This is a genomic window from Leifsonia sp. C5G2, from assembly GCF_013359685.1.
Taxonomy (GTDB): Bacteria; Actinomycetota; Actinomycetes; order Actinomycetales; family Microbacteriaceae; genus Leifsonia.
Genome location: NZ_JABFMV010000013.1, coordinates 107,301 through 130,082 on the forward strand (window position 1 = coordinate 107,301; position 22,782 = coordinate 130,082).

Genomic DNA, 22,782 nt, shown 5'->3' on the forward strand with positions numbered 1-22,782 from the left:
GTCACTCCTGCGCCGGGGTGACGACGACGCCGGCCGGCCGCAGCAGCCGTTCCGGCTCGCCGAACCCGATCCGTGCGACCGCCACCACCGTGCGGGGCGGCACGTCGTCGCGCTCCACCACCGAGACGACCTCATGGATGCGCGGGTCGAACGGCACACCCGTCGCGTCGATGCGCGGGTAGCCGAGGTGCTCGAGGGCGACGACCGCCTGCTCCCGGATCGACTCGATCCCGTCGGTAAGGAGGTCCTTCACCTGCCGCGCATAGCTCACCGCATCCGTCAGGCCGTCCACGACCGGGAGGAAGACGGAGGCGGCACGAGCGCGCTCGGCGTCGCGGGCCAGGGCGACTTCGCGCGCCGCCCGCTTGCGGACGTTGTCCAGGTCCGCGGCCGCACGGCGCCAGCGGTCCTCCAGCTCCGCCAGGCGCACGTCGCGCTCGTCCGGCGGCTCCGCGGCCGGCTCTTCCGTCGCGCCGGACGTGCCGTGGGTGGCGGACTCCTCCGCGCCTCCCGCGTCGTGCGCCCCCGGGGTGTCCATGTCCCGACGCTCCTCAGTCGCGATCGAAGTCGGCGTCGACGACGTCGTCGTCGCTGTCCTCGGCTGTGGGCTCGCCGCCCGGCGCGGAGGATCCCTGGGCGGGGCGGGCGACCGACAGCGCAGCGTCGACCTGCCGCAACTCGCTCGTCAGCTCCCGGGCCTCGGAGGCGGGGACCTCCCGTTCGACGGCCTCCCTCGCCTGACCGACGAGCAATTCGGCGCGCGACCGCTCGTGCGCCGGGGCCGCGTCGCCGTGCTCCGCCAGCGCGCGTTCGACCCGGTAGGCGGCGGCGTCCAGCTCGTTCCTCGCGTCGATGTCCTCGCGCAGGCGCTGGTCCGCGGCTCGGTTCTGCTCGGCCTCCCGCACCATCCGGTCGATCTCCGCCTGATCCAGAGTGGTGGTGCCGCTGATGGTGATGCCCTGCTCCGCTCCCGTGTCCTTGTCGCGCGCGGTGACGTTGAGGATGCCGTTCGCGTCGATGTCGAAGGTGACCTCGATCTGCGGCTCGCCCCGGGGAGCCGGCCGGATGCCCGTCAACGTGAAGCGGCCGAGCACGCGATTGTCCGCGGCGCGCTCGCGCTCTCCCTGCAGCACGACGATCTCGACCGAGTCCTGGTTGTCCTGCGCGGTGGAGAACACCTCGCTCCGGCGCGCAGGGATCGTGGTGTTGCGCTCGATGATCGGCGTCATCACCCCGCCGCGCGTCTCGACGCCCAGCGAGAGCGGGGTGACGTCCAACAGGAGGACGTCGCTGACCTCGCCCTTCAGCACGCCGGCCTGAATGGCCGCGCCGATGGCGACGACCTCGTCGGGGTTCACGGTCATGTTGGGGTCTTTGCCACCGGTGAGGCGCTTGACGAGCTCCTGCACCGCAGGGATCCTGGTGGAGCCGCCCACCAGGATGACCTCGTCGATGTCATTCTCGGTGACCTTGGCATCCTCCATCGCCCGGCGCACCGGGCCGAGGCAGCGCTCGATCAAGTCGGCGGTGATGTTCTCGAAGGTGGCGCGCTTGAGCGTGGTCGTCAGGTGCTTCGGCCCGGCCGCGTCCGCCGTGATGAACGGCAGGCTCACCTGGGTCTGGCTCACGCTGCTCAGCTCGACCTTCGCCTTCTCCGCCGCCTCGAACAACCGCTGGAGGGCCTGCGGGTCGTTGCGGAGGTCGATTCCGTTCTCCTTCTGGAACTCGTCCGCCAGGTAGTCGACGATGCGGCGGTCGAAGTCGTCGCCGCCGAGGTGCGTGTCGCCCGCGGTCGAGCGCACTTCGACGACGCCGTCCCCGACGTCGAGCAGGCTGACGTCGAAGGTGCCGCCGCCGAGGTCGAACACCAGGACCGTCTCGTGCTCCTTCTTGTCCAGCCCGTAGGCCAGGGCGGCCGCGGTCGGCTCGTTGATGATCCGCAGCACCTCGAGACCGGCGATGCGCCCCGCATCCCTGGTCGCCGTCCGCTGCGCGTCGTTGAAGTACGCCGGGACGGTGATGACCGCCTCCGTCACCTTCTCGCCGAGGAACTTGGCCGCGTCGTCCGCCAGCTTCCGCAGCACGAGCGCGCTGATCTCCTCCGGCGCGTACAGTTTGCCGCGCACGTCGAACCGGGCCTCGCCGTTCGGACCCGCCACGATGTCGAAGCCGACCGCCTTGGCCTCCTCCTCGATCTCGTCGAAGGACCGCCCGATGAAGCGCTTGGCCGAGGAGATCGTGCCCTTCGGGTTCAGGATCGCCTGACGGCGCGCGAGCTGGCCGACCAGGCGCTCCCCCGTGTCGGTGAACGCGACGACGGACGGCGTGGTGCGAGCGCCCTCGGCGTTCGGGATGACCCGCGCCTCACCGCCCTCCCACACCGCGATCACCGAGTTCGTCGTGCCGAGATCGATGCCGACTGCCTTAGCCATGAACCCTGCTCCTTCGTGGTCCTGTCTTCACTCGTCCGGCGGCACGTCGCCGCCGGGGTCGTCCGTGTCGTCCGCTTGCGGCGAGATCTCCACCCGGCGTGCCGTGCTCGACTCGTCCACCGGGACGAGCAGCGTCAGCACCCCGCTGCCGAGGTGCGCCGTGAGCCTCGAACTGTCGAGGCTGTCGCCGAGGAAGAGCCGGCGCACGAACTCCCCGCGCGGGCGCTCATCGACCAGAACGAGGTCGTCGGGGGCGAACTTCGGCCGCCGCTGAACCGTGATGGTGAGCACGTTGCGCTCGACGCTCACGTCGATGTCGCGGATGTCGACCCCCGGCACGTCCGCGATGACGACGTACTGGCCTCCTCGCCGGTAGGCCTCCAGAGGTACCGCGTACGTACGCCGGTTGGCGCCGAGCGCCTGCTCGACGGCACGATCGACGTCCCGCGGAACGTCGAACCGCATCAGACTCATCTCGCCTCCCGCCGATCGCTCGATCTGCACTATGCGCCGGGCCACGCTTTTCCTCCTGGACCGGCCGGGGCGAAGAATCCCGCCCCGGGTTGCACTGTCAGGGGCAGCGGGCGAGGACTACCATGGGCGGCAAATGGACGCGTCGAGTTCTCCGAACTCCGTCGCACAGGCCGACCCTGGAGCGGAAGCAGAACCGGGTCTGTACGACGTCTTCAGGGTGGGCTCCGCGATGTTCGAGCGTCCCTCCGTCCGGCGGACCATGCGTCTGGCCTGCACCGCGGCGGAGGAGATCGCGGGGTGCGCTGTGCGGGCCGCCTACGTCGCCTCGCAGGGGCGCCTCGTCCGGTACTCGGGCAAGGAGGACCGGCGACTCGATCACCTCGTCGAGGCCCGAGGCGGCACCAGCGGAGCAATCGGCGGCGACGGCGCCTGGCGCTTCGCGCTCTTCTTCCGGGGAACCGGTAAAGTGCGCGGCGCCTTCGCACTGGAGGCGGCGGGCGAACCGTCCCGTGCGAGCGTGCGCCTCCTCCTGGCGCTGGCGGAACCGACAGGCGCCGCACTCGCGGCCGCCGAGCTGATCGACCGCGAACGCCGCCAGGCCAGGGAACTGCGCCGGCTCGGGAAGGTCAACGAGTCGTCCACTCTCGCGATGGCGGCCACCATCGTGCAACTGAACGCGCAGCAGCAGATCCGCGATGAGATCGTCGCCGCGGCCCGATCGGGCAATGGCGAGGGCCAGATCGTCGAGACGGTGAGCAGGATCACCCGGCGATCGATCGTGCTGCAGGACTCGTTCGGGAACGAGCTCGTCTACGCCGGCGTCGCGGATCCCACGGCTCCGGCCGGCAGGACCACGGCCGCCGGCAATCTCTCGACGGCCGACCGGTCGACGTCCGGCTGGCGCAGAACGACGATCAGCTCGCGGGGAGAGACCCTCGGCGTCTTCGGCATCTACGACCCGGAGGACACCCGGAGCGAGGACGACCGCTTCGCCGTCGAGTATGCGAGTGGGACCATCGCGGTCGAGCTGGCCCACCGCCGCAACGTCGCAGAGGTCGAGCTCCGGCTCGGTCGCGACCTCGCGGACGACCTCGTCTCGGGAGGCGAAGTCGTCGACGCCCTCGCGCGCGCTGAGGCCCTCCACTTCGACCTCGGAGGCCTCCACCGGGCGATGCTCGTCACCTGGGAGACGCCCACCCCGAACGGCGTCGACGTCAGCGCGGCGGTCCGCTACCAGCTCACGGTGATGCACATTCCGTCGCTGATCTCCCGGCGCCCGGAGGCGACCCTCGCGGTCGTCGCGGACGGCCACGACCTCTCCCGGCTCTACGAGGGTCTCTCCGCCGCCCTGACCAGCGTCCGGGGCACGATCGGCATCGGCGGGCGCTGCGAGGCGAGGGATCTTCCGCGCTCGTACGCCGAAGCCCGCCGGGCGCTGCGCATCCGGGTGGAGTCGCGTCAGCCCCTCGGGCTGACGAACCACGACGACCTCGGCCTGCTCCGCATCCTCGACACCTCGGACGAGGGAGCGAGGCTGGAGCGGTTCATCGGCGAGTGGCTCGGCCCCCTCGTCGAGTACGACCACCTGCATCATTCCGAGCTCGTCCGCACCCTGACCGTCTACCTCGACTCCGGCGGGAACTACGATCGCACGGCGGCTGAGCTCGTCATCCACCGCAGCACCCTGCGGTATCGTCTCCGGCGTATCCGGGAGGTGGGCGAGCGCGACCTCTCCGATCCGGAGTCCCGGCTGAACCTGCACGTTGCCGTCCGGGCCCGGGCAGCGCTGGCCGACCAGCTCCGGTGACTCAGGGGGCGCTCCCGAAACGGAACACGCGCGGGTCCTCCCCCGGCCCGGCGACGAGGGACTCCGCGACCTGGACACGGAGCAGGGAGCCGTCGCGGCCACGGATGTCGTCGAACACACCGAGGGCCAGCCCCGTCCCCTCCACCGGCGAGAGCCCGTCGCGCCGTTCCGGCTCTCGGTGACAGCGCAGCGTCGTCCTGCGGTCGAAGAGGATCGCCTCGTCGTCGAGCGCCCCGGTCTCCACGACGGTGACACGGTCGAGCGCCTCGGTGAATTCGGCCGGGAACCCGCGAACCGCTTCGCCCCTGCCGCCGTACGGGGCGATCAGGATGAAGTGCTCGGCCTGCGCCCGCAGGTCCATCGCGATGTCGTGGAGGGATGTCGCGGTGCGATCGAGCCGGGTGCCGTCCACCTCCCGGAGGATGGCGACGAGCCTCCGCTCCTCCGCGTCCGTGAACGCGTCGGCGATCATCCGGCCCAGCGCGTCGGTGCCGGCGTCGTCTCCGGCGGGACCCGCGTCGACGAAGGAGCGGCGGGGGACCGAGAAGTTCATGCCGAGGACCGGGTGATGCTCGCCGCTGCCGTCGAACGCTTCCGGCTCATCGGGGAGCAGCTGCGCGAGACCCCCTCGCTCCGCCAGCGCCGCCCGGAGGGAGCCGGCGAGCGCCTCGATCCTCGGCCCCGACACCGGGGCGCGCGCGAGCCGCTCGTCCTCTGCGGCATCCCACTCGCCGAGCTCCTCCTGGAGGCTCCGCCTGAGGTGGCCTTCCGCGGTGCCGGTCGTGCCGCTCGTGTCCGGGATCAGCCGGAGGAGCCGCCCGTACTCGGCGGCCGTCTCATCGTCCTCCGCGTCCGGCAGCGTTCCGGACGTGCCGACGAGCGCCGCCAGCTGGGCGCGATCGAGGAATCCCGGCAGGGTCGCCCTGTCGCCGCCGCTCTCCCATCTGTCCCACCGGATGAACGGCGCGCCGACGTCGATCACGTCCCGCGCGGCGAAGATGTCGTGCCAGGATCCGTCCGGACGCACGACCGCCTCGAGGCCCGAACCGGACGGAGCGCGCCGGTCGCCCGTCTCCGCGAGGTACGCGAGCCAGGCGGAGAGGACGAGGAGACCGGCGCGGGCGTGGACGCGGGTGCGGCCGTCCAGGCCGGACTCGACGACACCGCGGAGCTCGGCGGCCGCCATCGCGGCGGCGTCCGGCCGCCCCGCGTCGACCGCCAGTCCGACCAGCTCCACCATCGCCCAGACCGCGTGCGTCCCCAGTACGCCCGGCTCCTCCGCGGACGGGTCCGTGTACGCGATGAGATCACGGACGCACGCGACGATGCGCACCGGCAGTTCCTCGAACTCCGGCCCACCCTGTCGGAGGATGTCCGACCATTGCCGCGTGAAGCTCCGCAGGCACTCGTCGACGTACTCGGTGGAGCCCGTCGCCGGGGCCTCGAGGGCACGGACCGTCGCCGCGCTGATGAAGACGTGCGCGACCTGGGGAGACAGCAAGGCGTCCCGTTCCACCTCGCCGATGGTCTGGAAGAGTCCGATGCCCCGCGCCAGCGAGCCTCGCGGAGGGGTGATGCCGCGGTCGAGCTCGGTCATCCAGGCGCCGCGCACGATGTGGCCGAGCAGCTCCAGTGCCCGCTCGGCGGTGTCCAGGGCGCCCGAGCGCAGGGTGGTACCGATGGCGTCCTTCAGGGTGGCGATCTCACGCTCGGTGTCCTCGTAGGGGGTGACCGCCTCACGCGGTTCGACCGAGATGCTCGACTGCAGCAGCCGGACCACCCGCGCGGCGGTCCGGGGGTCGAGGCGGGCCGACGTGACGACCCGGAACGCCGTGTCCCCGAGCCTGGTGCGGTCGCCCGGGTGGATGTCGAGCAGGATCCGCGGCGACGAGTAGTCGTCCACGGGGCCGTGCTCGGACGACCCGCGGGCGGTCGCCGCCAGGCCCAGCGAGCCGCTCGCCTGGCGGACGGCCTTCGACCGGATGGCCTTGACGACCCTCCCGGCCTGCGGGACCGGAACGTTCAACGTCGAGGCGGCGGGTCCGAACGGACGGGCGGCCTCTTCCGGCGCGAGCAGCTCGCTCACCCCCTTCGCCGCGTCGGCGTAGCGGCGCGTCACGCGGTCGAGGCGATCGGACAGCGTCTCGACCAGCGAGGACCGCACCACCTCGTCGAGCCGGGAGGGATGCCCGAAGAGGTGGGTGAGTCTGGACGTCGAGACCAGGAGCAGGGCGGCGGTGGCCACGAACCAGGCGAACGAGAGGATGACGCCGCCGGCGCTCGGCAGCCAGATCGTTTCGAGGGTCATGACCGCATTGGAGACCAGCCCCACGGTGACGAACCAGCTCGCGCCGATGTAGGCCAGGATCCGCTTGCGTGACGTCCCGATCGCGAGGGGCGCCTCCGCGAACAGCTGGGCGGCGATCGTCAGGCCGGCGAAACCGACGGAAAGGAACGTCGTCTGCACCGTCCAGAGCACCGCATCGGAGCCGGACACCGGGGGGAGGTGCCGGCGCACCCAGGCGGGATCTCCCCCGTAGTGGAAGACGCAGAGCAGCGCCACGCTGACGACCAGCGCCACCGTCACGAGGGCGACCTCGCGCCGCCAGGGGCCGGACGATTCCTTCACTTGCGGCTGAACTTCGCCGCCAGCTCCTGGGCCTTCCCCTTCACTTCCGCTTCCACCCGCTGGGCGAGCTGCTGGAGCCGGCGGAGCGGACGGATCAGGGCGGCGTGACGGTGACTCGGCTCCTCGCTCGTCTCCTCCAGCGGCACAACGAACTCGTCGTCGGCCACCGAGACCACGAACGCGGAGTCGTCGGGGTTGAGGGCGATGCTCACCGGCACGGCCTCCCCCGAGTCCGGGTCCACGGCGACGGCGTTGACCGCGATGTCGACATGCTCGCCGTCGTCGACCTCGACGAGGACGATGTCGGTGAGAGGCCCTCCCTCCAGTTCGAGGACGAACTCGTCCTGCGCGGGCGTCCGCTTCCCGTCGTTGCTGTCGCCGGCCATGGTGGCTCCTTCGATCGTCGCTGGTCCGTGTCGGTGGGCACGCTACGCGCGGCCCGCGCGGCGGCCATGCCACCCGCGGACGAATCGCGGGCCCGGGAGTTCACCTCCCAGGGCTACTCGCCGGAGTCCTCCTCGTGCTTGACGGCGAGGAGGTCGACCGTGCTCAGCTCGGGGTCCTTCGCCAGCAGGGACGGCCCCACCTCCGCGAGCGCCTTCGGGATGGCGCCGCCCAGGTGCGCTTCCCGCGCCGCTTCGTCGGCGAAGCTGTCGAAGATGCCGAAATGCGTCTCGTCGAGCTGGAACGCGTACCACGTGCGCGTGCCGGGCTCGAGGTCGACAAGGGTCTTGCCGCCGATCAGGAACTCCCTGAGTTCCGCAGCTCTGTCGGGCTTCGCTTCGAGCAGCGCGAGTACACCCAGTGTGAGGTCCATCTGATTCTCTCCTTTGCGGACGAGCGCCCCGTCGGGGCGCCCCGGTCAGAGGAGCAGGTCGAAGACGCGGGTGGCCTGTTCCCAGTGGCGGCTTTGCGGGTTCTTCGTCTTCTCGTCCAGGATCCGGAACGTCCGGGCCAGCGCGACGCCGAGTCCGCCGGCGATCTGCGGAAGCCTCTCCCGGGTCTCGTCGCTGTAGGCGAGATCGAGCGGGGGTCGCCTCGTCACCTGTTCGAGGATGGCATCCATCGACACGTCCTCGTCGATCGACTCGAACGCGTGGATGGACTCCTGCAGACCTTTGGTGATCGGCAGGTCCTGGGGCTCGACGACGTCGCGGCCGTTGGCCTTCGCGTTCGCCACGCCGCGCAGCAGCAGGTCGTAGATCTTGTCGTTGACGAACTCGTCGAAGCGCCGGAGGTCGTCCTTGTCCACGTCGAGACTGGCGGCCAGGCGGAAGAAGCGTTCGAACTTTGCGATACCGAAGAGTTCCATGATGTCCGTGCTCCCGTCGCGCCGGAAGTATCCCGATGGGATGGCGCGACGCTGTCACCGTACTCCGGCTGCGCCAGAAGTCGAGGCCGGAGGGCGGCGACCGGATCCGAGGATCCGGTCGCCGCAGCAGGCGTTACCCTCGGGTCAGCGCCCCAGGACCGCGCCCAGGTCGCTGGTCCCGTTGAGACCCTTCAGGGCGTCGTTCACGGTCCCGTCGACCGAGTCGGTGACGGATGCGCCGAGGTCGCTCAGCGAGGTGCCCGTCGTGTTGCCCGAGCCGACCGGAGCCGTGACGTCGGTGCCGTTGCCGGCCGACGTGTCGTTCCCGGAGCCGACCGGGGTGGTGTTGCCGCTGGCGATCGGGGTCGAGTCGTTGCTCCCGACCGAGTTGCCGTCGGCCTGGTTGCCGCTGGCGACGGGGTTGCCGCTCGCGACGGGGCCGACGGTGTTCCCGCTGGCGTTGCCGCTGGCGACGGGACCCTCGACGAGGGGACCCACCGTGACCGGGGCGGACACGCTGTGCAGGATGTCCGACACGCTCAGGTAGTCGAGCGTGCGCGGGGCCACGGCCGTCGTCGCGGTCGTGGTGGGTGCGGTGTCGGTGTTGCTCCCCGTCTCCGCGTTCGCCGGAAGGGCGAGACCTCCCACGATCAGACCGGAGGCGACGACAGCCGCTCCGCCCAGGATCCCGACGCGCTTGGTGACGTTGTTCATTCCGAACTCCCTTGCGTTGTGCGGCCGGGTCTGTTCCCGGCCGTCGGGAGTGGTCCGGAGGCGGGCGCCGCACGGATGGGACGATGTCCCCCGATGGAGGGGTTTCCCAGGTTTCTCCGGCGGCTCGGCACGCGGGACGACGGCAGCCGCGACTGCTGCATAGCCACAGGGAAGCCCCGTTCCTATACTTGCGGCCGAACGGCAGTCACCACGGTTTCAGGAGGTCCGACATGACCGATTCATCATCCACTCCCGCCGACCAGTCCGGCGCAGACGACACCGTCAGCGTGCGCGCGGCGGGCGTCAGCGACGGCGCCTACACCCTGCTCGCCGCCGACTTCGCGGACACGGACATCGCGATGGAGGCGTACGAGGAGCTCAAGAAGGTCGAGGACGGCGCGACCGTCAAGATCGACGGGGTCGTCGTCGTCCGGCGGGACGCCGGCGGCAAGCTCGAGGTGCAGAAGGCGACCGACCACAGCACCCGCGAGGGACTCGCCTGGGGCGCGGTCGGCGGTGCCGTCCTCGGCGTCCTGTTCCCGCCCTCGATCATCGGCAGCGCCCTCGTGGTCGGCGCCGGCGGCGGGATCTTCGGCAAGCTGCGGGAGCGCCACCACAAGAAGGAGCTGGCGAAGGAGCTCGAGGACTCGATCGAGCCCGGCCACTCCGGCATCATCGCCCTCGTCTCCAACCCCGGCGAGGTCAAGATCCGCAAGGCGCTCGAGAAGGCCGACCACATCGTCGAGAAGGCGATCGACGATGCGGCGGCGGCCGACCTCAAGGCGGCGGGCAAGGACGCGTCCAGCGCGGGCGGCTCGGGCGACGACAAGTAGCCGGGATCTCATCCCCTAAGCTCCGAAGCATGAGGGATGTCATCCTGGTCTCCGGGGGCGCTGCGGTCACCCCGTTCACCACCCCGGAGCGTGCTGCTCGCCGGGGTCTCGCGGCGGGCAACACCATGACGGCGCTCCGCGCGCGCCTGCTGTCGGCGGGAGCACGCACCTTCACCGCGCCGGCACGCGTGGGCGCGGGAACCGTGACCGAGGACACCGGGTGGGAGGGGTTCGGCGACGTCCCGTTCGAGCTCCCCGCCGAGCTGACGATCAATGCCGTCGGGACCCTGGCGGACGCCGGGACCTCCCTGCACGCCTTCCTCGGCCACCTGGCGGCGGAGTACGGGGTCACCGAGGCGGTGCTCGTCGGCCACTCCATGGGCGGGCTCTTCTCACGAGCCGCGATCGCCCGCAGCAGGACGCACGGCTCCCCCGTCGCCATCCGCGGGCTGGTCACCATCGGCACGCCCTGGACCGGCTCCCTCCTCGGCGACCACCTCGCCGGCTCCATCACCCTGGAGGACGCCCACCACGACCCCTTCACCGAGCGGATCCTGACCGAATCCGTCCGCTTCGCCCACGAGAACTCGCAGGGCGCCGCCGAGCAGGTCAGCGCGCCGTACCTCAACGGCCCGGCGGGATGGAACGCCGCCCAGGCCGGTGTGCTGGACGGCATCCCCGTCACGGTCGTCGCCGGCGACTACTTCTCCGCCTACGACAGTCCTGACACGCTGTGGCCCCACGACGGACTGGTCGCGACCACGAGCGCGTCGGCGGTCGGAGTGGAGGCGCCCGTGATGGGTCCCCCGCAGCGCGCGGTGTTCCCCGACGTGCACAGCATCTTCTTCGCCGACGCGGTCGGCCTGCCGTGGGAGCGGGCCCTCACCTGGGATCCGGCCGTGGCAGACGTCGTCGTCGACGCCGTCCGGGACTAGGTCATCCGCACGACGGGAGGCGATGTCCCGGTGGCCCAGCGCCCACGGGACTTTCGGCCCGGGCGGACGGTCGCCCGCTTGCGAGTCTTGATCGCCAGGTGAAGGTCGCAGGCGAACGAGGGAGACGAGTTGGAGCAGCAGGTTCCTGTCGAGGTGATCGAGGAGATCCCGACCCGGCCGAACTGGTTCGCCGTCCGCGCCGATCGTGCGCGCGCCCGACGCGCGGAGAAGCTGTTCAACGAGCAGATGCAGCAGCTGGCATAGCTGACCCGCTCGCTGGACTTCGATTCGGGATTCGGGGCCATCAGCCTCGAACTCATCGGCCGCTCCGATGTCCCCCTGATCGAGGCCGACGTCCTCCGCGGATACGACGAGTACGCCGATGCGGTCGTCCTGCTGCAGGAGCGAATGGCCGAGCGCGATGGGACCGGCCTGCAGGATGAGGTCTCGCGCTGGCACGGAGTGGGCCAGGTCATCGGCCGCCACCTCGACGTCTGCGAGCCGCCCATCCGTCGCACGATCGAGGCGCAGCTCGCCGCCGACCAGGAGTGGCTCGACCGGATGCGACACCAGTCCCGGTGACGGGAGGTCGACTCGCGAGCACGTGCGACACGGCTCGCACTCATTCACCCACATGAACGGCGAGCGCCAGCTCAGGATAGTCGACGACCACTCCGTGCTGGTCGACCTTCAGATCGGCGGCAAAGCCTCCGTCCGGAACCTCGTAGCGAACCGCCCCGCCCAGCGAGCTGTAAAGCTGCTCGCTCCGGAGTACCCGCAGACTCGGTACATCGACCCAGGCGACGACGATCCGCTGTGCAGGGACATCGGTGCCGGTGAGGCCCAGCCGGCGAATCGGCATCGTGTTCGTCAGAGGGCACAAGCCGAGATCGCAGTCCAGCGCGCCATTCAGCGACGCCGGGTCGAACTCCGACGAGCTTGCTGTCGGGTCCTCCCCCTCGGCGATCCGGCGCGAAGCCCACACACCGCGGCGATCCCTCGTCAGGTCCAGAGAGCGGAACCAGCGGTGACCGTGCGCGGCGACAGTCAATCGCCGGGTCACCCACCCCTTGTCCACCTCGAGCCTCCAGGACGTCGCGTACTCCTCGGTGACCGACGAACCGTGCGCGAGCATCGAGTCGTGACCGAACTGCACGACAGCGTCGTCCACCCGGGTCACGTCGTCTCGGCCGCGCCACATGTACCGCCGCGGGGAGTCGTTCTGGCCGATCGACATAGTCAGTTGAGTCCGTTCTTCACAGCCCGTACCGTCGGGGACGCCGGACCGGCAATCTGCTGCCCGCCCACGATCAGCTCCCCGAAGCGGCGCCGATTATCGCCTCGAGCAGCCCTGGGAACCGCGAAGCGAGTTCGTCGTCGCGGAGCGAGGTCCACCGACGGTTGCCGTCCTCGCGCTGACGGATCACGCCGGCCTCGCGCAGCACCTTGAAGTGATGACTGAGTGTGGACGGAGCGACGTCGACATCGAAGGTGCCGCAGGCGCGCTCGGGAGATGCCCAGAGCGTGCGGACGATGGTCATCCGGGTGGGATCGGAGAGAGCGTGCAGGACGTCGAGGACGTCGAAGTTCGCGGAGTCGGGGTGCGCCAGCACCTTTCGTCGCTGCGATCTGGGCATGCATTCCTCCTCGGCGTGCGTCAAGCGTAACAAGTTGTACTATGTTTGTCATTCGACGAATGTCGAAATACTAAGCATCGACTGCTCCACCGACTCCCAGCTGCCCCTCCTTGGCCGGCACGTCCTCTGCTATAACTTCTCCCTGAGAGACCTCACACGCCGTGTTCTCTCGACTCTGGGGGCATCGAACGACAGAAAGGCATGACACATGAAACGCCACCCCCTGGTCGTGTTCTTCATTGCGGCATTCGCCTTCCCCTGGCTGATCTGGGGGACCACCCTCGCTCAGCAGGCCGGACTGATCGGTTGGCATATCCCGGAGGCGCTCGGGTTCTGGATCGGCCTCCCGCTCGCCACGTACGGCACAGCCGCGCTCACCGGCGGATGGCCGGCCGTCAGAGATCTCCTGCTGCGACTCATCCGCGTCAGAGTGCACCCGCTCTGGTACGTCGTCGCGGTCGGGCTCCCCGCCGCCATCGCGGCAGCCGCGGTCGGCTTGGGATTCCTCCTCTCGACGCCCGCGGCGATCGGCACCCTGCTCCCGGCGAGCGCACTCGTGGGCGCGCTCCTGCTCAACTGCTGGGAGTGGTTGATCACCGAGGAGACCTCCTGGCGGGGATACGCCCTTCCCCGGCTTCAGCGCCGCTTCGACCCGCTCACGGCCTCGCTCATCCTGGGCGTTCTGTGGGCCCTCTGGCACCTGCCGCTGTTCTTCATCAGCGACAGCTTCCAATCGCGTATCCCCTTCGTCGGCTTCGCCCTCTCCACCGTCGCGACGTCGGTGTTGATCGGGTGGCTGTTCAATCACGCGCGCGGCAGCGTCCTGCTGGTTGCGCTCTTCCACGGCTTCACGGATGTGTCGATCGCATTCACCGGAGTTCTGACTTCCGGGCCGGTGCTCTTCTGGGTGACCGTGAGCATCCAGATCATTCTCGCCGCGGCCGTCTCGGTCGACCTGTTCCGGCGCGACCGCGAGTCGCCAGAGCTTCCCGCTACCACAACCTGATCGATCCGCGAGACAGCGTACGGAGGCGAGCGTGAGGATTCACGACACCTACCTGAAGACCATGGTCGAGACGCGAGACATGGACCGCCTCGTGTTCTTCAGCGACGCGGTCTTCGCCATCGCGATGACCCTGCTCATCGTCGAGCTGCGCATTCCGGACGTACCGGGCGCCGAACTCGGACCGGCGCTGACGGCCTTGATTCCCGGGTACCTGACCTTCGTGCTCAGCTTCGTCGTGGTGGGGATCGCCTGGATGTCTCACCACCGGAAGTTCCGCGTGATCATCCGCCAAGACCGCAACCTCCCGCGGATCAACCTCCTTCTGCTGCTGTTCGTGGCGACAGTGCCCCTGCCCACGGGAATCCTCGGAAGCTACGGGGACACCGTCCCCGCGGTGTGCCTCTACGCAGCAACGATTTCGGCCCTAGGATTCTCCCTCACCCTGATCTGGGTGCACAGCCGCCGCCGGGGCCTCATCGACGAAGCGCTGCCCGAAGTCGTATACCGGTACGTGCTCGTGCAGTCCCTGCCCGTCCCCACCGTGTTCGCATTCTCCATTCCGCTGGCCCTCCTCGCTGGTGCCACTGCCGCTGAGATCGCGTGGGCCGCATCGTTCCTGTTCGCTGTGGTCGTCCGACTGACCTATGGACGGCGCCAGGTATGAAGGACGGCCCGATCGAGCCGGCCAGGGAACCTCGCAGCGAGCGCGACGCATGGAGTGGGCGCCGGTTCGGTATGCTGCGGACCCCCATGCCGACGCTCTCACATCTGCCCCCGCTCGCCGACAACGAAGGACTTGCCGCATGATCGCCGCCCAGTACGAGATCGTCCTCCCAGCCGACTACGACATGGAGGTCATCCGGCGCCGCGTGCGCGAACGCGGAAGCGCGCTCGATGCCCGGGTAGGGCTCGGATTGAAGGCCTACCTCGTCCGAGACGTCGCCGACGGATCAGCCGTCAACTCCTACTCCCCGTTCTACCTCTGGCGCGAGCCCGCCGCCCTGGCCGCATTCCACTGGGGCGGTCAAGGCTTCTCCGGAATCGTTCGTGACTTCGGCCGACCCGTCGTGCGCACGTGGGTCGGTGGAGGGTTCGCACGCGGTGTCGCATTCCCGGCGTCGCCCGCTTACGCTCTCGTGCGCACACGGTCGATTCCGCCCGCGGTCGATCCGGTCGAGACCGCGCAACTGCTGTCCCAGCGCAGTGTCGACAGTCTCGGGGAGAACGTGCACTCGCGCGCCTGGGGCATCGACCCGAGCGGGTGGCAGTCGGTCGAGTTCACCTTGCTCGCACAGCATCCCGGCGGGGCCCCAGACCCCGAGGCGACTCTCTATTCCGTGCTGCACCTCTCATCACCGGAGATCGAGGCCCTGCAGTGACAGCCGACCATTCCGTTTCCTCGCCAGTCCTCACTTCCTCGTCCTTGACCCGCACCCCATCGCCGGCTGCGCAGACGGGAGGGCGTCAGTCCACTGCCGTCGCCTCCACCAGCCACACCGTGTCGGGATAGGACACCGGCGCCAGCAGACCGGCGCGTTCGAGAGCCGCGCCGGTGAGCACGACACCGTCGGCGCCGGCTGCCCACGGCGGCATCGGCGCCTCACCGCGCGGCGCTCCCCACGGCAGGAGCCGCACGCGGTAGCGGCGATCGGCGGCGAGGCCACGCAGGGTCACCCGCCCGATCGGCGCGACGTCGGACCGGCCGACGTATGCGAGCGAGAACAGCGCTCGGGCGCGGTCGGGCGCGACGACGCCGCTCACCAGCAGGGAGGCGTCCACCTCGTCCATCCGCACCAGCTCACCGCCGTGGAGCAGGTCGCGCTCGGCTCGGTGGAAGGCGATCCAGTCCTTCAGCTCGGCGAGCTCGGCGGCGGTCGCGGCGGTGAGGTCCCATTCGATGCCGAAGTGGCCGAAGAGGGCGGTGGCCGCCCGGAAGCCCAGCGTGTGCACGCGGTGCGTGGTGTGCGAGCGGCCCGAGGCGACATGAGCCCCCAGAAGCTCGGGAGGGAGCAGCTGCTGCGTCCACCGCATCATGCCCTGCCGCTCCAGCGGGTCGATGCAGTCGGACACCCAGACGCGGTCGGTACGCTCGATCACCCCGAGGTCCACGCGGGCGCCTCCGGAGCTGCACGACTCGATCTCGAGCCCGGGGAAGCGCGCCTTCAGCTCGTCCATCAGCCGGTAGACGGCGAGGGTCTGCGCGTGCACTCCCGGTCGGCCGCTCGGGGCGATGCCCGCATCCACGAGGTCGCGGTTGTGGTCCCACTTGATGTAGGCGATGTCGTTGTGCGCCAGGATGTCGGACATCCGCTCCAGGATGTACGCGTACGCCTCCGGCAGCGCGAGGTCGAGCACCTGCTGGCGCCGCGCCTCCACCGGGAGTCGCCCGCCGGTCTGGAGGACCCAGTCGGGATGCGCTCTGGCCAGGTCGGACTCCGGGTTCACCATCTCGGGCTCGAACCACAGGCCGAACTCCATGCCGAGCGACCGGACATGGTCGATCAGCGGCGTGAGCCCGTGCGGCCAGACGTCCTCGTCGACGTACCAGTCACCGAGGCCGGCATCGTCGTTGCGGCGGTGCCGGAACCAGCCGTCGTCGAGCACGTACCGCTCCACGCCCAGCTCCGCCGCGCGGTCCGCGAGCGCGGTGAGCTTCGCCAGGTCGTGATCGAAGTAGACCGCCTCCCAGACGTTCAGCGTCACCGGGCGCGGCCGCCGAGGATGCCGGGGCCGGGCGCGCAGCATCCGGTGGAGCCGGTGCGCCTGGTCGTCGAGCCCGTCGCCGTACACTCCGTAGACCCACGGCGTCCGGTAGCTCTCGCCGGGCTCGAGCACGAGCTCGCCCGGGAGCAGCAGCTCGCCCCCGCCGAGCACCTGCTCGCCGCTGGAGAGCCGCTCGGCCCAGTGGCGGTGGTCGCCGCTGAAGCCGACGTGCAGCCCCCAGACCTCGCCGCGGGCGAAGCCGAACCCGGACTCGCCGACGGTGAGCAGGGTCGCGGCGTCCGCACCGGTGCGGCCGCGGCGGCCCTCGCGCAGATGCGCGCCCACGGTCAGCGGCGAGCGCTGGGGGGACCGCTCCTTGCCCCAGCGGCCGGCGAAGTCGAGGACCTCGCGGGCGCGCGGAGGCACCGGGAGGGCGAGGGACAGCTCGTCGAGGCGGTAGCGGTCGCCCTCGTTCGTGAGGGTGGCCGCCAGCCGCAGCACCCCCTCCGGAGTCAGCTCCACGTCGAGGTCGAGCGCGAGCCGGGCGTGGTCGTCCCGCGCGGAGATGCGCACAGTGCCGCCGGGCACGGTCAGGAGGCCCGCGTTCGGGGCGGCGCCGGACGCCTCCACACCGGTGACGCGGAAGAGCGGCGACCACGCACCGCCGTCGTCCCGGTTGCCGCTCAGCCCCGGGCGCCCCAGCCAGCCCGTGTGCTGCTCGGGCAGCACCGAGAGCCGTACCGGCACGTCGGGCGTGTTGGGCACCACCGGATGGGCGCCGGCGGCGACGATCGCCGCCGCATCGGCCGCGTCGATCCCGCCGAGCGCCGCCCCCCAGTGGGCCACGGCCGGCAGCCGGTCGCCGGCGACGTCGAGCAGCACACTCACCCCGCCCGCGGTCAGATGGATGCTCTCCAGGGACACGCGGTCCTCCTTCTCACGTCAGGACGGGGCAGGCGATGCGCCTGCCCCGTCCATCTTCGTCGCCGTCAGGCGCTGGTCAGCCCTTCACGGGGATGGACTGCGCCTTCAGCGCCTTGACCGTCGACTCCTGCGCCGACTTCAGCGCGTCGGTGAGGGTGCCGCTGCCGCTGACCGCCCCCTTGAAGCCGTCCGCGACATCCGCGTACGTCTGGGTCATGGTCGGGCCCCAGGTGAAGTCGGGCTTGACCTGCGACGACGCCTTCGCGAACACGTCGTAGATCTTCTGGCCGCCGTAGAAGTCGACGCCCTGCTGCAGCGCGGGCAGCTTGAGGCCGTCCTTCGTCGCCGGGTACAGGTTGGCCGCCTTGTTGAGGGCGATGAGCGCCTCGTCGGAGGTGTTCAGCCACAGCGCGAACTTGGTCGCCTCGTACAGGTGCTTCGAGCCGCTGAAGGCGACGACCGAGCTGCCACCCCAGTTGCCGGCCGCGGCGTCGCCCGCCGCCCACTGCGGGGCCGGAGCGACGGCCCAGTCGCCCGCGGTGTCGGGGGCGCCGGACGAGATGGAGTTGGCGCCCCACACGGCCGAGTTCCACGTCCAGGCCTGGCCGGAGTTGTAGGCGTTGTTCCACTCGTCGGTCCACGCCGGGACGGTCGAGACGAGGCCGTCCTTGATCATGCCGTTCCAGTAGTCCGCGACCTTCGTGGACTCGCTGCTGGTCAGGTCCACCGTCCAGTCCTTGCCGTCGTTGGCGAACCACTGGCCGCCGGCCTGCCAGACGAAGCCGGCGAACTGGTTGATGTCGGTCTGCGAGAAGTTGGTGATGTAGCCGCCGAGAGCGCGGATCTTCTTCGCGGCCTCCTTGTACTCGTCCCAGGTCTTCGGCACGGCGATGCCGTTCTTCTCGAAGAGGTCCTTGCGGTAGAACATGGCCATGGGGCCGGAGTCCTGCGGGATGCCGTAGACGCTCTTGTCCGAGCCGAGCGAGACCTGGTTCCAGGTCCAGTCGACGAACTCGCTCTTGGCCTTGACGACCGCGGAGCAGGCGCTCAGGTCCTCGAGGGCGTTCTGCACGCGGAAGTTCGGCAGGGCGTCGTACTCGACCTGGCCGAGGTCGGGCGCGTTGCCGGCCTTCACCTCGTTGAAGAAGTTCTTGTAGGTGCCGTTGTTGCCGTTGGGGCCCTCCTGCACCTTGACCTGGATGTCGGGGTTCTTCTCGTTCCAGAGCTTCACCACGTCGGCCATGCCGGGGACCCACGTGGTGAAGTCGAGGGTGACCTTGCCCTTCGTGGGCTCGCACGCGGCCGCGGTGGAGCCTCCGCCCGACGACGACGAGGAGCAGCCGGCCAGGGCGATCGTCGCACTCACCGCGACGGCGGCGATGACGGCGATTCTCTTCGGGTATCGCATTGTGATCCTTCTCTCGGTGTGATCCACCCGGCTTCGGCGCCGGGAGCTTGGGGGTGTCGTCGTGGCGGCTACTTCAGCGAGCCGGAACCCAGGCCGTTCCGCCAGTAGCGCTGGAGCAGGAGGAACGTGACGACGAGCGGGATGATGGACAGGAAGGCGCCGGAGAGCACGAAGGTGCGCAGCTCCGGGACCTGGTTGATCTGCGTGTTCCACGTGTAGAGGCCGTACGTGACGGGGAACAGCTCGGTGGAGCGCAGCATGATCAGGGGCAGGAAGAAGTTGTTCCAGATCGCGACGAACTGGAACAGGAACACCGTCACCAGCGCCGGCGTCATGAGCCGCACCGCGATGGTGAAGAACGTCCGCAGCTCGCCGGAGCCGTCGAGGCGGGCGGCCTCCATCAGCTCGTCCGGAACGCTCGCGGCGGCGAAGATGCGGCTGAGGTAGACGCCGAACGGACTGACGATCGAAGGCAGCAGCACCGCCCAGATCGTGTCGGTCAGCTGAACCTTGCTGAACAGCAGGAACAGCGGGAGCGCCAGCGCGGTGGCGGGCACGAGCACGCCGCCCAGGACCACGTTGAACAGCGTCTCGCGGCCGCGGAAGCGGTACTTGGCGAGGGCGAAACCGCACATCCCGGCGAGCAGGGTCGCGAGGAAGCCGCCGACGCCCGCGTACAGGATGCTGTTGAGCATCCAGCGCCCGAAGATGCCGTCGCCGTAGGCGAGCATGTCGCCGATGTTCTTGAACAGGTTGAAGTCGGCGAACCACAAGCCGTTGGTGGTCAGCAGCTGCCCGCGCGACTTCGACGACGCGACGACCAGCCACCACAGCGGGATGAGCGTGTAGAGGGTGAACACGACCATGACGGTCATCGCCACCGCCCGCGACATCGGGCTCTGCCGGGGGCCGGTGCCGCGGCGGCGGCTGCGGCGGCGCTCCTCGCGCTCGGCGCGCTGGCCGGTCGGCACGGGGATGAGGGTCTCGGCGGTCACGCGTCCTGCCCCTTTCGCTGCGTCACCTTGAGGAAGGTGAACGAGAGGATGAAGGTGGCCAGCGCGAGCACGACACTGAACGCGGCGGCCAGGTTGTAGTTGGGGAGCGAGCTGGTCGCGTAGATGGTCATGTTGGGCGTGTAGGTGCTGGTCACCGCGGAGCTGAACGAGGCGAACACCTGCGGTTCGGCGAGCAGCTGCAGTGTTCCGATGATCGAGAACACGGCGGTCATGAGGATGGCCGGGCGCACGATCGGGATCTTGATCGACCACGCCATCCGGAACTGCCCGGCGCCGTCGAGGCGGGCCGCCTCGTAGATCTCCTGCGGCACGGCGAGCAGCGCCGAGTAGATGATCAGCATGTTGTAGCCGACGTAGACCCAGGTGACGACGTTGGCGATCGACCAGAGCACCAGGTCGGCGCCGAGGAACGGCACGGCCTTCGTCAGCGCCGAGAACGGCGACAGGTTCGGTGAGAACAGGAAGCCCCACATGATGGCGGCGATCACGCCGGGCACCGCGTACGGGACGAAGTAGGCGAGCCGGAAGAAGCGCTTGCCCTTCACCAGCGGCGAGTCGAGCAGCAGCGCGAACACCAGGGCGAGGCCGAGCATCACCGGCACCTGGACGACGCCGAACAGGAGCACGCGCCCGACGGAGCCCCAGAACGCCTGGTCCTGGAACACCAGTGCATACTGCTGCAGACCGCCGAACACCTCCGTCGCCGGGCCGAACGTGCCGTCGCGCTGGACGACCAGGAGGGACTCCCAGACGGCGTACCCGACAGGCAGCGCGTAGAAGAGGGCGAACAGGACCAGGAACGGCGCGACCAGCGCGACGATCGCGCGCTTGTGCGGCGTCTTGATGCGGCCGCGGGGCGAGCGCTCGCGCGTCTCGGCCCGCGGGGTGGCGGACGTCACGGTCATGACGCCTCCTCTCTGCTGAGCCGGCCATCGCCGGCGGGGACGAGGACGGCGACGCTGTCCTCCCGGATGACGCGGACTCCGCCCGCGGCGACGACGACGGACGTCTCCAGCCGGTCGCCCGAGAGCAGATCGGTCCCCGTCGAGGCGAGCTCGATGTCGTGGTCGCCGTGGTTGACGGCGAACAGGAAGGACGTCCCGTCCGCAGCGATGCGGCGGGTGACATCCAGCTCGGCGGCGCCGGCGGCGAGGGGGGCGACGCCGGCGCCGTCGAGGGCTTCGCGGACCAGGTCGTCGAGGTCGAGCTGGTCGAGTCCGGTGGCGACGTACCAGGCCGTGCCGCTCCCGAACGGGTTGCGGGTGATCGCCGGGCTCCCGGCGGCGGGGCCTTCGGCGAACACGTCCACGACCGAGGCGGTCGTCGCGCGGCCGCGCTCGCTCCAGACGGAGCCGGTGCGCCCGGAGGCGAGCCGGACGCGGTCGGCCGGCGCGAGGGGCGTGAACTCGTCCATCCGCACGCCGAGCACGTCGCGGAGGAGGCCGGGATAGCCGCCGGTGACGACCGTCTGCTCCTCGTCCACGATGCCGCTGAAGAAGGTGACGAATGCGTGCCCGCCCTGCTCGACGTACGAGCGCAGCCCGTCCGCCTCGCCCGCGGTCAGCGAGTAGAGGGCGGGGACGGACACCAGCCGGTACCCGGAAAGGTCGGCGCCGGGGGCGACGACGTCGACGGTCACCCCGGCGGCACGCAGGGCACGGTAGGCAGCGTGCACCTGCTCCAGGTAGCGGACGCTCCGGCTGGGCAGATTGTCGCCGTTCGCCGCCCACCAGGCCTGCCAGGAGAACACGATGGCGACGTCGGCCCGCACGGTCGTGCCGGTGACCTCGGAGAGCGAGCGCAGCGCATCCGCCAGCTCCACCGCCTCCCGCCAGGTCGCGGAGTCGGTGCCCGCGTGCGGCAGCAGCGCGGAGTGGAATTTCTCCGACCCGCGGACGGAGGCGCGCCACTGGAAGAAGCAGATGGCGTCGGCGCCGCGTGCCACATGGGTGAGCGCGTTCCGGAGCAGCTGACCGGGTGCCTTGGCCAGGTTGACCGGCTGCCAGTTGACGGCCCCGGTGGAGGTCTCCATCAGCATCCACGGGCGCCCGCCGGCGAGTCCGCGGGTGAGATCCGCAGCGAAGGCCAGCTCCGTGGTCGGGTCGTCGAGGCGGTCGTCGAGGTAGTGGTCGTTCGCGATCAGGTCGAGGTCGCCCGTCCAGCTCCAGTAGTCCATGTTCTGGATGTGCGCCGCGTTCATCAGATTCGTCGTCACCGGCCGGTCGCTGTGGCGGCGGATGACCTCCCGCTCGGCACGGAAGTGGTCGAGCAGCGTGTCGGACGAGAAGCGGTGGAAGTCGACCACCTGCGCCGGGTTCCTGGTGGACAGCGTGGCGAGCGGGGGGAGGATCTCGTCCCAGGCGCCGTAGCGCTGGCTCCAGAAGGCGGTGCCCCAGGCCTCGTTGAGCCGCTCGATCGTCTCGTACCGGTCGCGCAGCCAGCCGCGGAAGGCGGCGGCGCTGGCGTCGCAGTAGCACAGTGCGTTGTGGCAGCCGAGCTCGTTGGAGACGTGCCAGAGCGCGACGGCCGGGTGCTGCCCGTACCGCTCCGCGATCCGCTCGACAAGTGTCAGGGCGTAGCGGCGGTAGACCGGCGAGCTGGGGCAGAACGCCTGGCGACCGCCGGGGAACCGGCGCGTGCCGTCGATCGCGACGGGCAGCAGCTCCGGGTGGAGGGTGGTGAGCCAGGCGGGCGTCGACGAGGTCGCGGTGCCGAGGTTCACCCGGATGCCGGCCTCGTGCAGCAGCCCGACGATCTCGTCGAGCGCCGAGAAGTCCCACACGCCCTTGGCGGGGTTGACCTGAGCCCAGCCGAAGATGTTGATCGCGACCAGACCGACGCCGAGTTCGCGCATCAGCGCGATGTCCTCCTGCCAGACGGCACGGTCCCACTGCTCGGGGTTGTAGTCGCACCCGAGGATCATGCCGTCCGCGTCGGGGATGAGCACTTCGG

23 protein-coding genes are annotated in these 22,782 nt (G+C 70.1%); 8 read left to right on the top strand and 15 right to left on the bottom strand.

The features are described from left to right. Window position 1: 1 nt before the first annotated feature. The 3 genes from HNO83_RS16160 to HNO83_RS16170 are packed head-to-tail and all read right to left on the bottom strand — an operon-like array spanning window position 2 to window position 2,951. On the bottom strand, window positions 2-538 hold the full coding sequence (locus tag HNO83_RS16160) for a nucleotide exchange factor GrpE (RefSeq protein ID WP_175338549.1): 537 nt from the start codon (window positions 536-538) through the stop codon (window positions 2-4). Between the two features lie 13 nt (window positions 539-551). Continuing rightward, entirely contained in the window at window positions 552-2,432 is a 1,881-nt protein-coding gene (dnaK, locus tag HNO83_RS16165; RefSeq protein WP_175338550.1) for a molecular chaperone DnaK, read from the bottom strand. Between the two features lie 27 nt (window positions 2,433-2,459). Further along, window positions 2,460-2,951, bottom strand: a complete 492-nt coding sequence (locus tag HNO83_RS16170) for an Hsp20/alpha crystallin family protein (RefSeq protein WP_217499142.1) — start codon at window positions 2,949-2,951, stop codon at window positions 2,460-2,462. A 184-nt stretch (window positions 2,952-3,135) separates the two neighbouring features. Here HNO83_RS16170 and HNO83_RS16175 point away from each other — a divergent pair, with 184 nt between their 5' ends. Beyond that, window positions 3,136-4,713: a PucR family transcriptional regulator gene (locus HNO83_RS16175; RefSeq protein ID WP_249776782.1), complete on the top strand. Its 1,578-nt coding sequence runs from the start codon at window positions 3,136-3,138 to the stop codon at window positions 4,711-4,713. A 1-nt stretch (window position 4,714) separates the two neighbouring features. Here HNO83_RS16175 and HNO83_RS16180 read toward each other — a convergent pair whose 3' ends face one another. The 5 genes from HNO83_RS16180 to HNO83_RS16200 all read right to left on the bottom strand — a co-directional run bounded on the left by HNO83_RS16180 (window position 4,715) and on the right by HNO83_RS16200 (window position 9,368). Beyond that, window positions 4,715-7,342, bottom strand: a complete 2,628-nt coding sequence (locus HNO83_RS16180; RefSeq protein WP_175338552.1) for a hypothetical protein — start codon at window positions 7,340-7,342, stop codon at window positions 4,715-4,717. Next, window positions 7,339-7,728 (bottom strand): hypothetical protein, encoded by a 390-nt coding sequence (locus HNO83_RS16185; RefSeq protein WP_175338553.1) that lies wholly within the window; start codon window positions 7,726-7,728, stop codon window positions 7,339-7,341. Before HNO83_RS16185 ends, HNO83_RS16180 begins: the two co-directional genes overlap by 4 nt. A gap of 113 nt (window positions 7,729-7,841) precedes the next feature. Continuing rightward, the gene (locus tag HNO83_RS16190; RefSeq protein ID WP_175338554.1) at window positions 7,842-8,159 is read right to left on the bottom strand and encodes a putative quinol monooxygenase; all 318 of its coding nucleotides are present in this window, start codon (window positions 8,157-8,159) and stop codon (window positions 7,842-7,844) included. A 45-nt stretch (window positions 8,160-8,204) separates the two neighbouring features. Beyond that, entirely contained in the window at window positions 8,205-8,654 is a 450-nt protein-coding gene (locus HNO83_RS16195) for a DUF1931 family protein (RefSeq protein ID WP_175338555.1), read from the bottom strand. A 144-nt stretch (window positions 8,655-8,798) separates the two neighbouring features. Beyond that, window positions 8,799-9,368: a hypothetical protein gene (locus HNO83_RS16200; RefSeq protein ID WP_175338556.1), complete on the bottom strand. Its 570-nt coding sequence runs from the start codon at window positions 9,366-9,368 to the stop codon at window positions 8,799-8,801. 230 nt (window positions 9,369-9,598) lie between these two features. Between HNO83_RS16200 and HNO83_RS16205 the strand changes: the two genes are divergently transcribed. The 4 genes from HNO83_RS16205 to HNO83_RS16215 all read left to right on the top strand — a co-directional run bounded on the left by HNO83_RS16205 (window position 9,599) and on the right by HNO83_RS16215 (window position 11,718). Beyond that, on the top strand, window positions 9,599-10,201 hold the full coding sequence (locus HNO83_RS16205) for a DUF1269 domain-containing protein (RefSeq protein ID WP_175338557.1): 603 nt from the start codon (window positions 9,599-9,601) through the stop codon (window positions 10,199-10,201). 29 nt (window positions 10,202-10,230) lie between these two features. Next, window positions 10,231-11,136: an esterase/lipase family protein gene (locus HNO83_RS16210; protein WP_175338558.1), complete on the top strand. Its 906-nt coding sequence runs from the start codon at window positions 10,231-10,233 to the stop codon at window positions 11,134-11,136. A 129-nt stretch (window positions 11,137-11,265) separates the two neighbouring features. Then, a complete protein-coding gene (locus HNO83_RS20660) occupies window positions 11,266-11,400 on the top strand; it encodes a hypothetical protein (RefSeq protein ID WP_283810112.1) in 135 nt (44 codons plus the stop codon). 144 nt (window positions 11,401-11,544) lie between these two features. Beyond that, on the top strand, window positions 11,545-11,718 hold the full coding sequence (locus HNO83_RS16215; RefSeq protein WP_175338559.1) for a hypothetical protein: 174 nt from the start codon (window positions 11,545-11,547) through the stop codon (window positions 11,716-11,718). A 40-nt stretch (window positions 11,719-11,758) separates the two neighbouring features. On the opposite strand, the gene HNO83_RS16220 is transcribed toward HNO83_RS16215, so the two are convergent. Together HNO83_RS16220 and HNO83_RS16225 are read right to left on the bottom strand one after the other, a co-directional pair. Continuing rightward, window positions 11,759-12,373 carry a putative glycolipid-binding domain-containing protein gene (locus HNO83_RS16220; protein WP_175338560.1) on the bottom strand — a complete coding sequence of 205 codons (615 nt, stop codon included), beginning with the start codon at window positions 12,371-12,373 and terminating at the stop codon, window positions 11,759-11,761. Window positions 12,374-12,446: 73 nt separating this feature from the next. After that, window positions 12,447-12,773: an ArsR/SmtB family transcription factor gene (locus HNO83_RS16225; RefSeq protein WP_175338561.1), complete on the bottom strand. Its 327-nt coding sequence runs from the start codon at window positions 12,771-12,773 to the stop codon at window positions 12,447-12,449. A 208-nt stretch (window positions 12,774-12,981) separates the two neighbouring features. Here HNO83_RS16225 and HNO83_RS16230 point away from each other — a divergent pair, with 208 nt between their 5' ends. The 3 genes from HNO83_RS16230 (at window position 12,982) to HNO83_RS16240 (ending at window position 15,158) form a co-directional block, all read left to right on the top strand. After that, the gene (locus HNO83_RS16230) at window positions 12,982-13,779 is read left to right on the top strand and encodes a CPBP family intramembrane glutamic endopeptidase (protein ID WP_175338562.1); all 798 of its coding nucleotides are present in this window, start codon (window positions 12,982-12,984) and stop codon (window positions 13,777-13,779) included. 79 nt (window positions 13,780-13,858) lie between these two features. Further along, window positions 13,859-14,443 carry a TMEM175 family protein gene (locus tag HNO83_RS16235; protein WP_175338563.1) on the top strand — a complete coding sequence of 195 codons (585 nt, stop codon included), beginning with the start codon at window positions 13,859-13,861 and terminating at the stop codon, window positions 14,441-14,443. A gap of 139 nt (window positions 14,444-14,582) precedes the next feature. Then, window positions 14,583-15,158 (top strand): DUF4865 family protein, encoded by a 576-nt coding sequence (locus tag HNO83_RS16240; protein WP_175338564.1) that lies wholly within the window; start codon window positions 14,583-14,585, stop codon window positions 15,156-15,158. 85 nt (window positions 15,159-15,243) lie between these two features. On the opposite strand, the gene HNO83_RS16245 is transcribed toward HNO83_RS16240, so the two are convergent. The 5 genes from HNO83_RS16245 to HNO83_RS16265 form a co-directional block, all read right to left on the bottom strand. Next, complete coding sequence (locus HNO83_RS16245; protein WP_349627256.1) at window positions 15,244-17,406, bottom strand: alpha-galactosidase; 2,163 nt, start codon at window positions 17,404-17,406, stop codon at window positions 15,244-15,246. A 76-nt stretch (window positions 17,407-17,482) separates the two neighbouring features. After that, a complete protein-coding gene (locus HNO83_RS16250; protein WP_175338565.1) occupies window positions 17,483-18,814 on the bottom strand; it encodes an ABC transporter substrate-binding protein in 1,332 nt (443 codons plus the stop codon). A 68-nt stretch (window positions 18,815-18,882) separates the two neighbouring features. Beyond that, entirely contained in the window at window positions 18,883-19,809 is a 927-nt protein-coding gene (locus HNO83_RS16255; protein WP_502708438.1) for a carbohydrate ABC transporter permease, read from the bottom strand. Next, window positions 19,806-20,735, bottom strand: coding sequence for a carbohydrate ABC transporter permease (locus HNO83_RS16260; RefSeq protein ID WP_175338566.1), 930 nt, complete (start codon window positions 20,733-20,735; stop codon window positions 19,806-19,808). The genes HNO83_RS16255 and HNO83_RS16260 overlap by 4 nt, the downstream gene beginning before the upstream one ends. Then, window positions 20,732-22,777 carry a beta-galactosidase gene (locus HNO83_RS16265; protein ID WP_349627257.1) on the bottom strand — a complete coding sequence of 682 codons (2,046 nt, stop codon included), beginning with the start codon at window positions 22,775-22,777 and terminating at the stop codon, window positions 20,732-20,734. The genes HNO83_RS16260 and HNO83_RS16265 overlap by 4 nt, the downstream gene beginning before the upstream one ends. Between the last annotated feature and the right edge of the window lie 5 nt (window positions 22,778-22,782).

Bases quoted from the DNA above. Each gene is read 5' to 3' on its own strand.
- HNO83_RS16160 (WP_175338549.1), bottom strand. From the start codon at position 538: ATGGACACCCCGGGGGCGCACGACGCGGGAGGCGCGGAGGAGTCCGCC.
- dnaK (WP_175338550.1), bottom strand. From the start codon at position 2,432: ATGGCTAAGGCAGTCGGCATCGATCTCGGCACGACGAACTCGGTGATC.
- HNO83_RS16175 (WP_249776782.1), top strand. From the start codon at position 3,136: ATGTTCGAGCGTCCCTCCGTCCGGCGGACCATGCGTCTGGCCTGCACC.
- HNO83_RS16185 (WP_175338553.1), bottom strand. From the start codon at position 7,728: ATGGCCGGCGACAGCAACGACGGGAAGCGGACGCCCGCGCAGGACGAG.
- HNO83_RS16190 (WP_175338554.1), bottom strand. From the start codon at position 8,159: ATGGACCTCACACTGGGTGTACTCGCGCTGCTCGAAGCGAAGCCCGAC.
- HNO83_RS16195 (WP_175338555.1), bottom strand. From the start codon at position 8,654: ATGGAACTCTTCGGTATCGCAAAGTTCGAACGCTTCTTCCGCCTGGCC.
- HNO83_RS16200 (WP_175338556.1), bottom strand. From the start codon at position 9,368: ATGAACAACGTCACCAAGCGCGTCGGGATCCTGGGCGGAGCGGCTGTC.
- HNO83_RS16205 (WP_175338557.1), top strand. From the start codon at position 9,599: ATGACCGATTCATCATCCACTCCCGCCGACCAGTCCGGCGCAGACGAC.
- HNO83_RS16210 (WP_175338558.1), top strand. From the start codon at position 10,231: ATGAGGGATGTCATCCTGGTCTCCGGGGGCGCTGCGGTCACCCCGTTC.
- HNO83_RS16215 (WP_175338559.1), top strand. From the start codon at position 11,545: ATGGCCGAGCGCGATGGGACCGGCCTGCAGGATGAGGTCTCGCGCTGG.
- HNO83_RS16220 (WP_175338560.1), bottom strand. From the start codon at position 12,373: ATGTCGATCGGCCAGAACGACTCCCCGCGGCGGTACATGTGGCGCGGC.
- HNO83_RS16225 (WP_175338561.1), bottom strand. From the start codon at position 12,773: ATGCCCAGATCGCAGCGACGAAAGGTGCTGGCGCACCCCGACTCCGCG.
- HNO83_RS16230 (WP_175338562.1), top strand. From the start codon at position 12,982: ATGAAACGCCACCCCCTGGTCGTGTTCTTCATTGCGGCATTCGCCTTC.
- HNO83_RS16235 (WP_175338563.1), top strand. From the start codon at position 13,859: ATGGACCGCCTCGTGTTCTTCAGCGACGCGGTCTTCGCCATCGCGATG.
- HNO83_RS16240 (WP_175338564.1), top strand. From the start codon at position 14,583: ATGATCGCCGCCCAGTACGAGATCGTCCTCCCAGCCGACTACGACATG.
- HNO83_RS16250 (WP_175338565.1), bottom strand. From the start codon at position 18,814: ATGCGATACCCGAAGAGAATCGCCGTCATCGCCGCCGTCGCGGTGAGT.
- HNO83_RS16260 (WP_175338566.1), bottom strand. From the start codon at position 20,735: ATGACCGTGACGTCCGCCACCCCGCGGGCCGAGACGCGCGAGCGCTCG.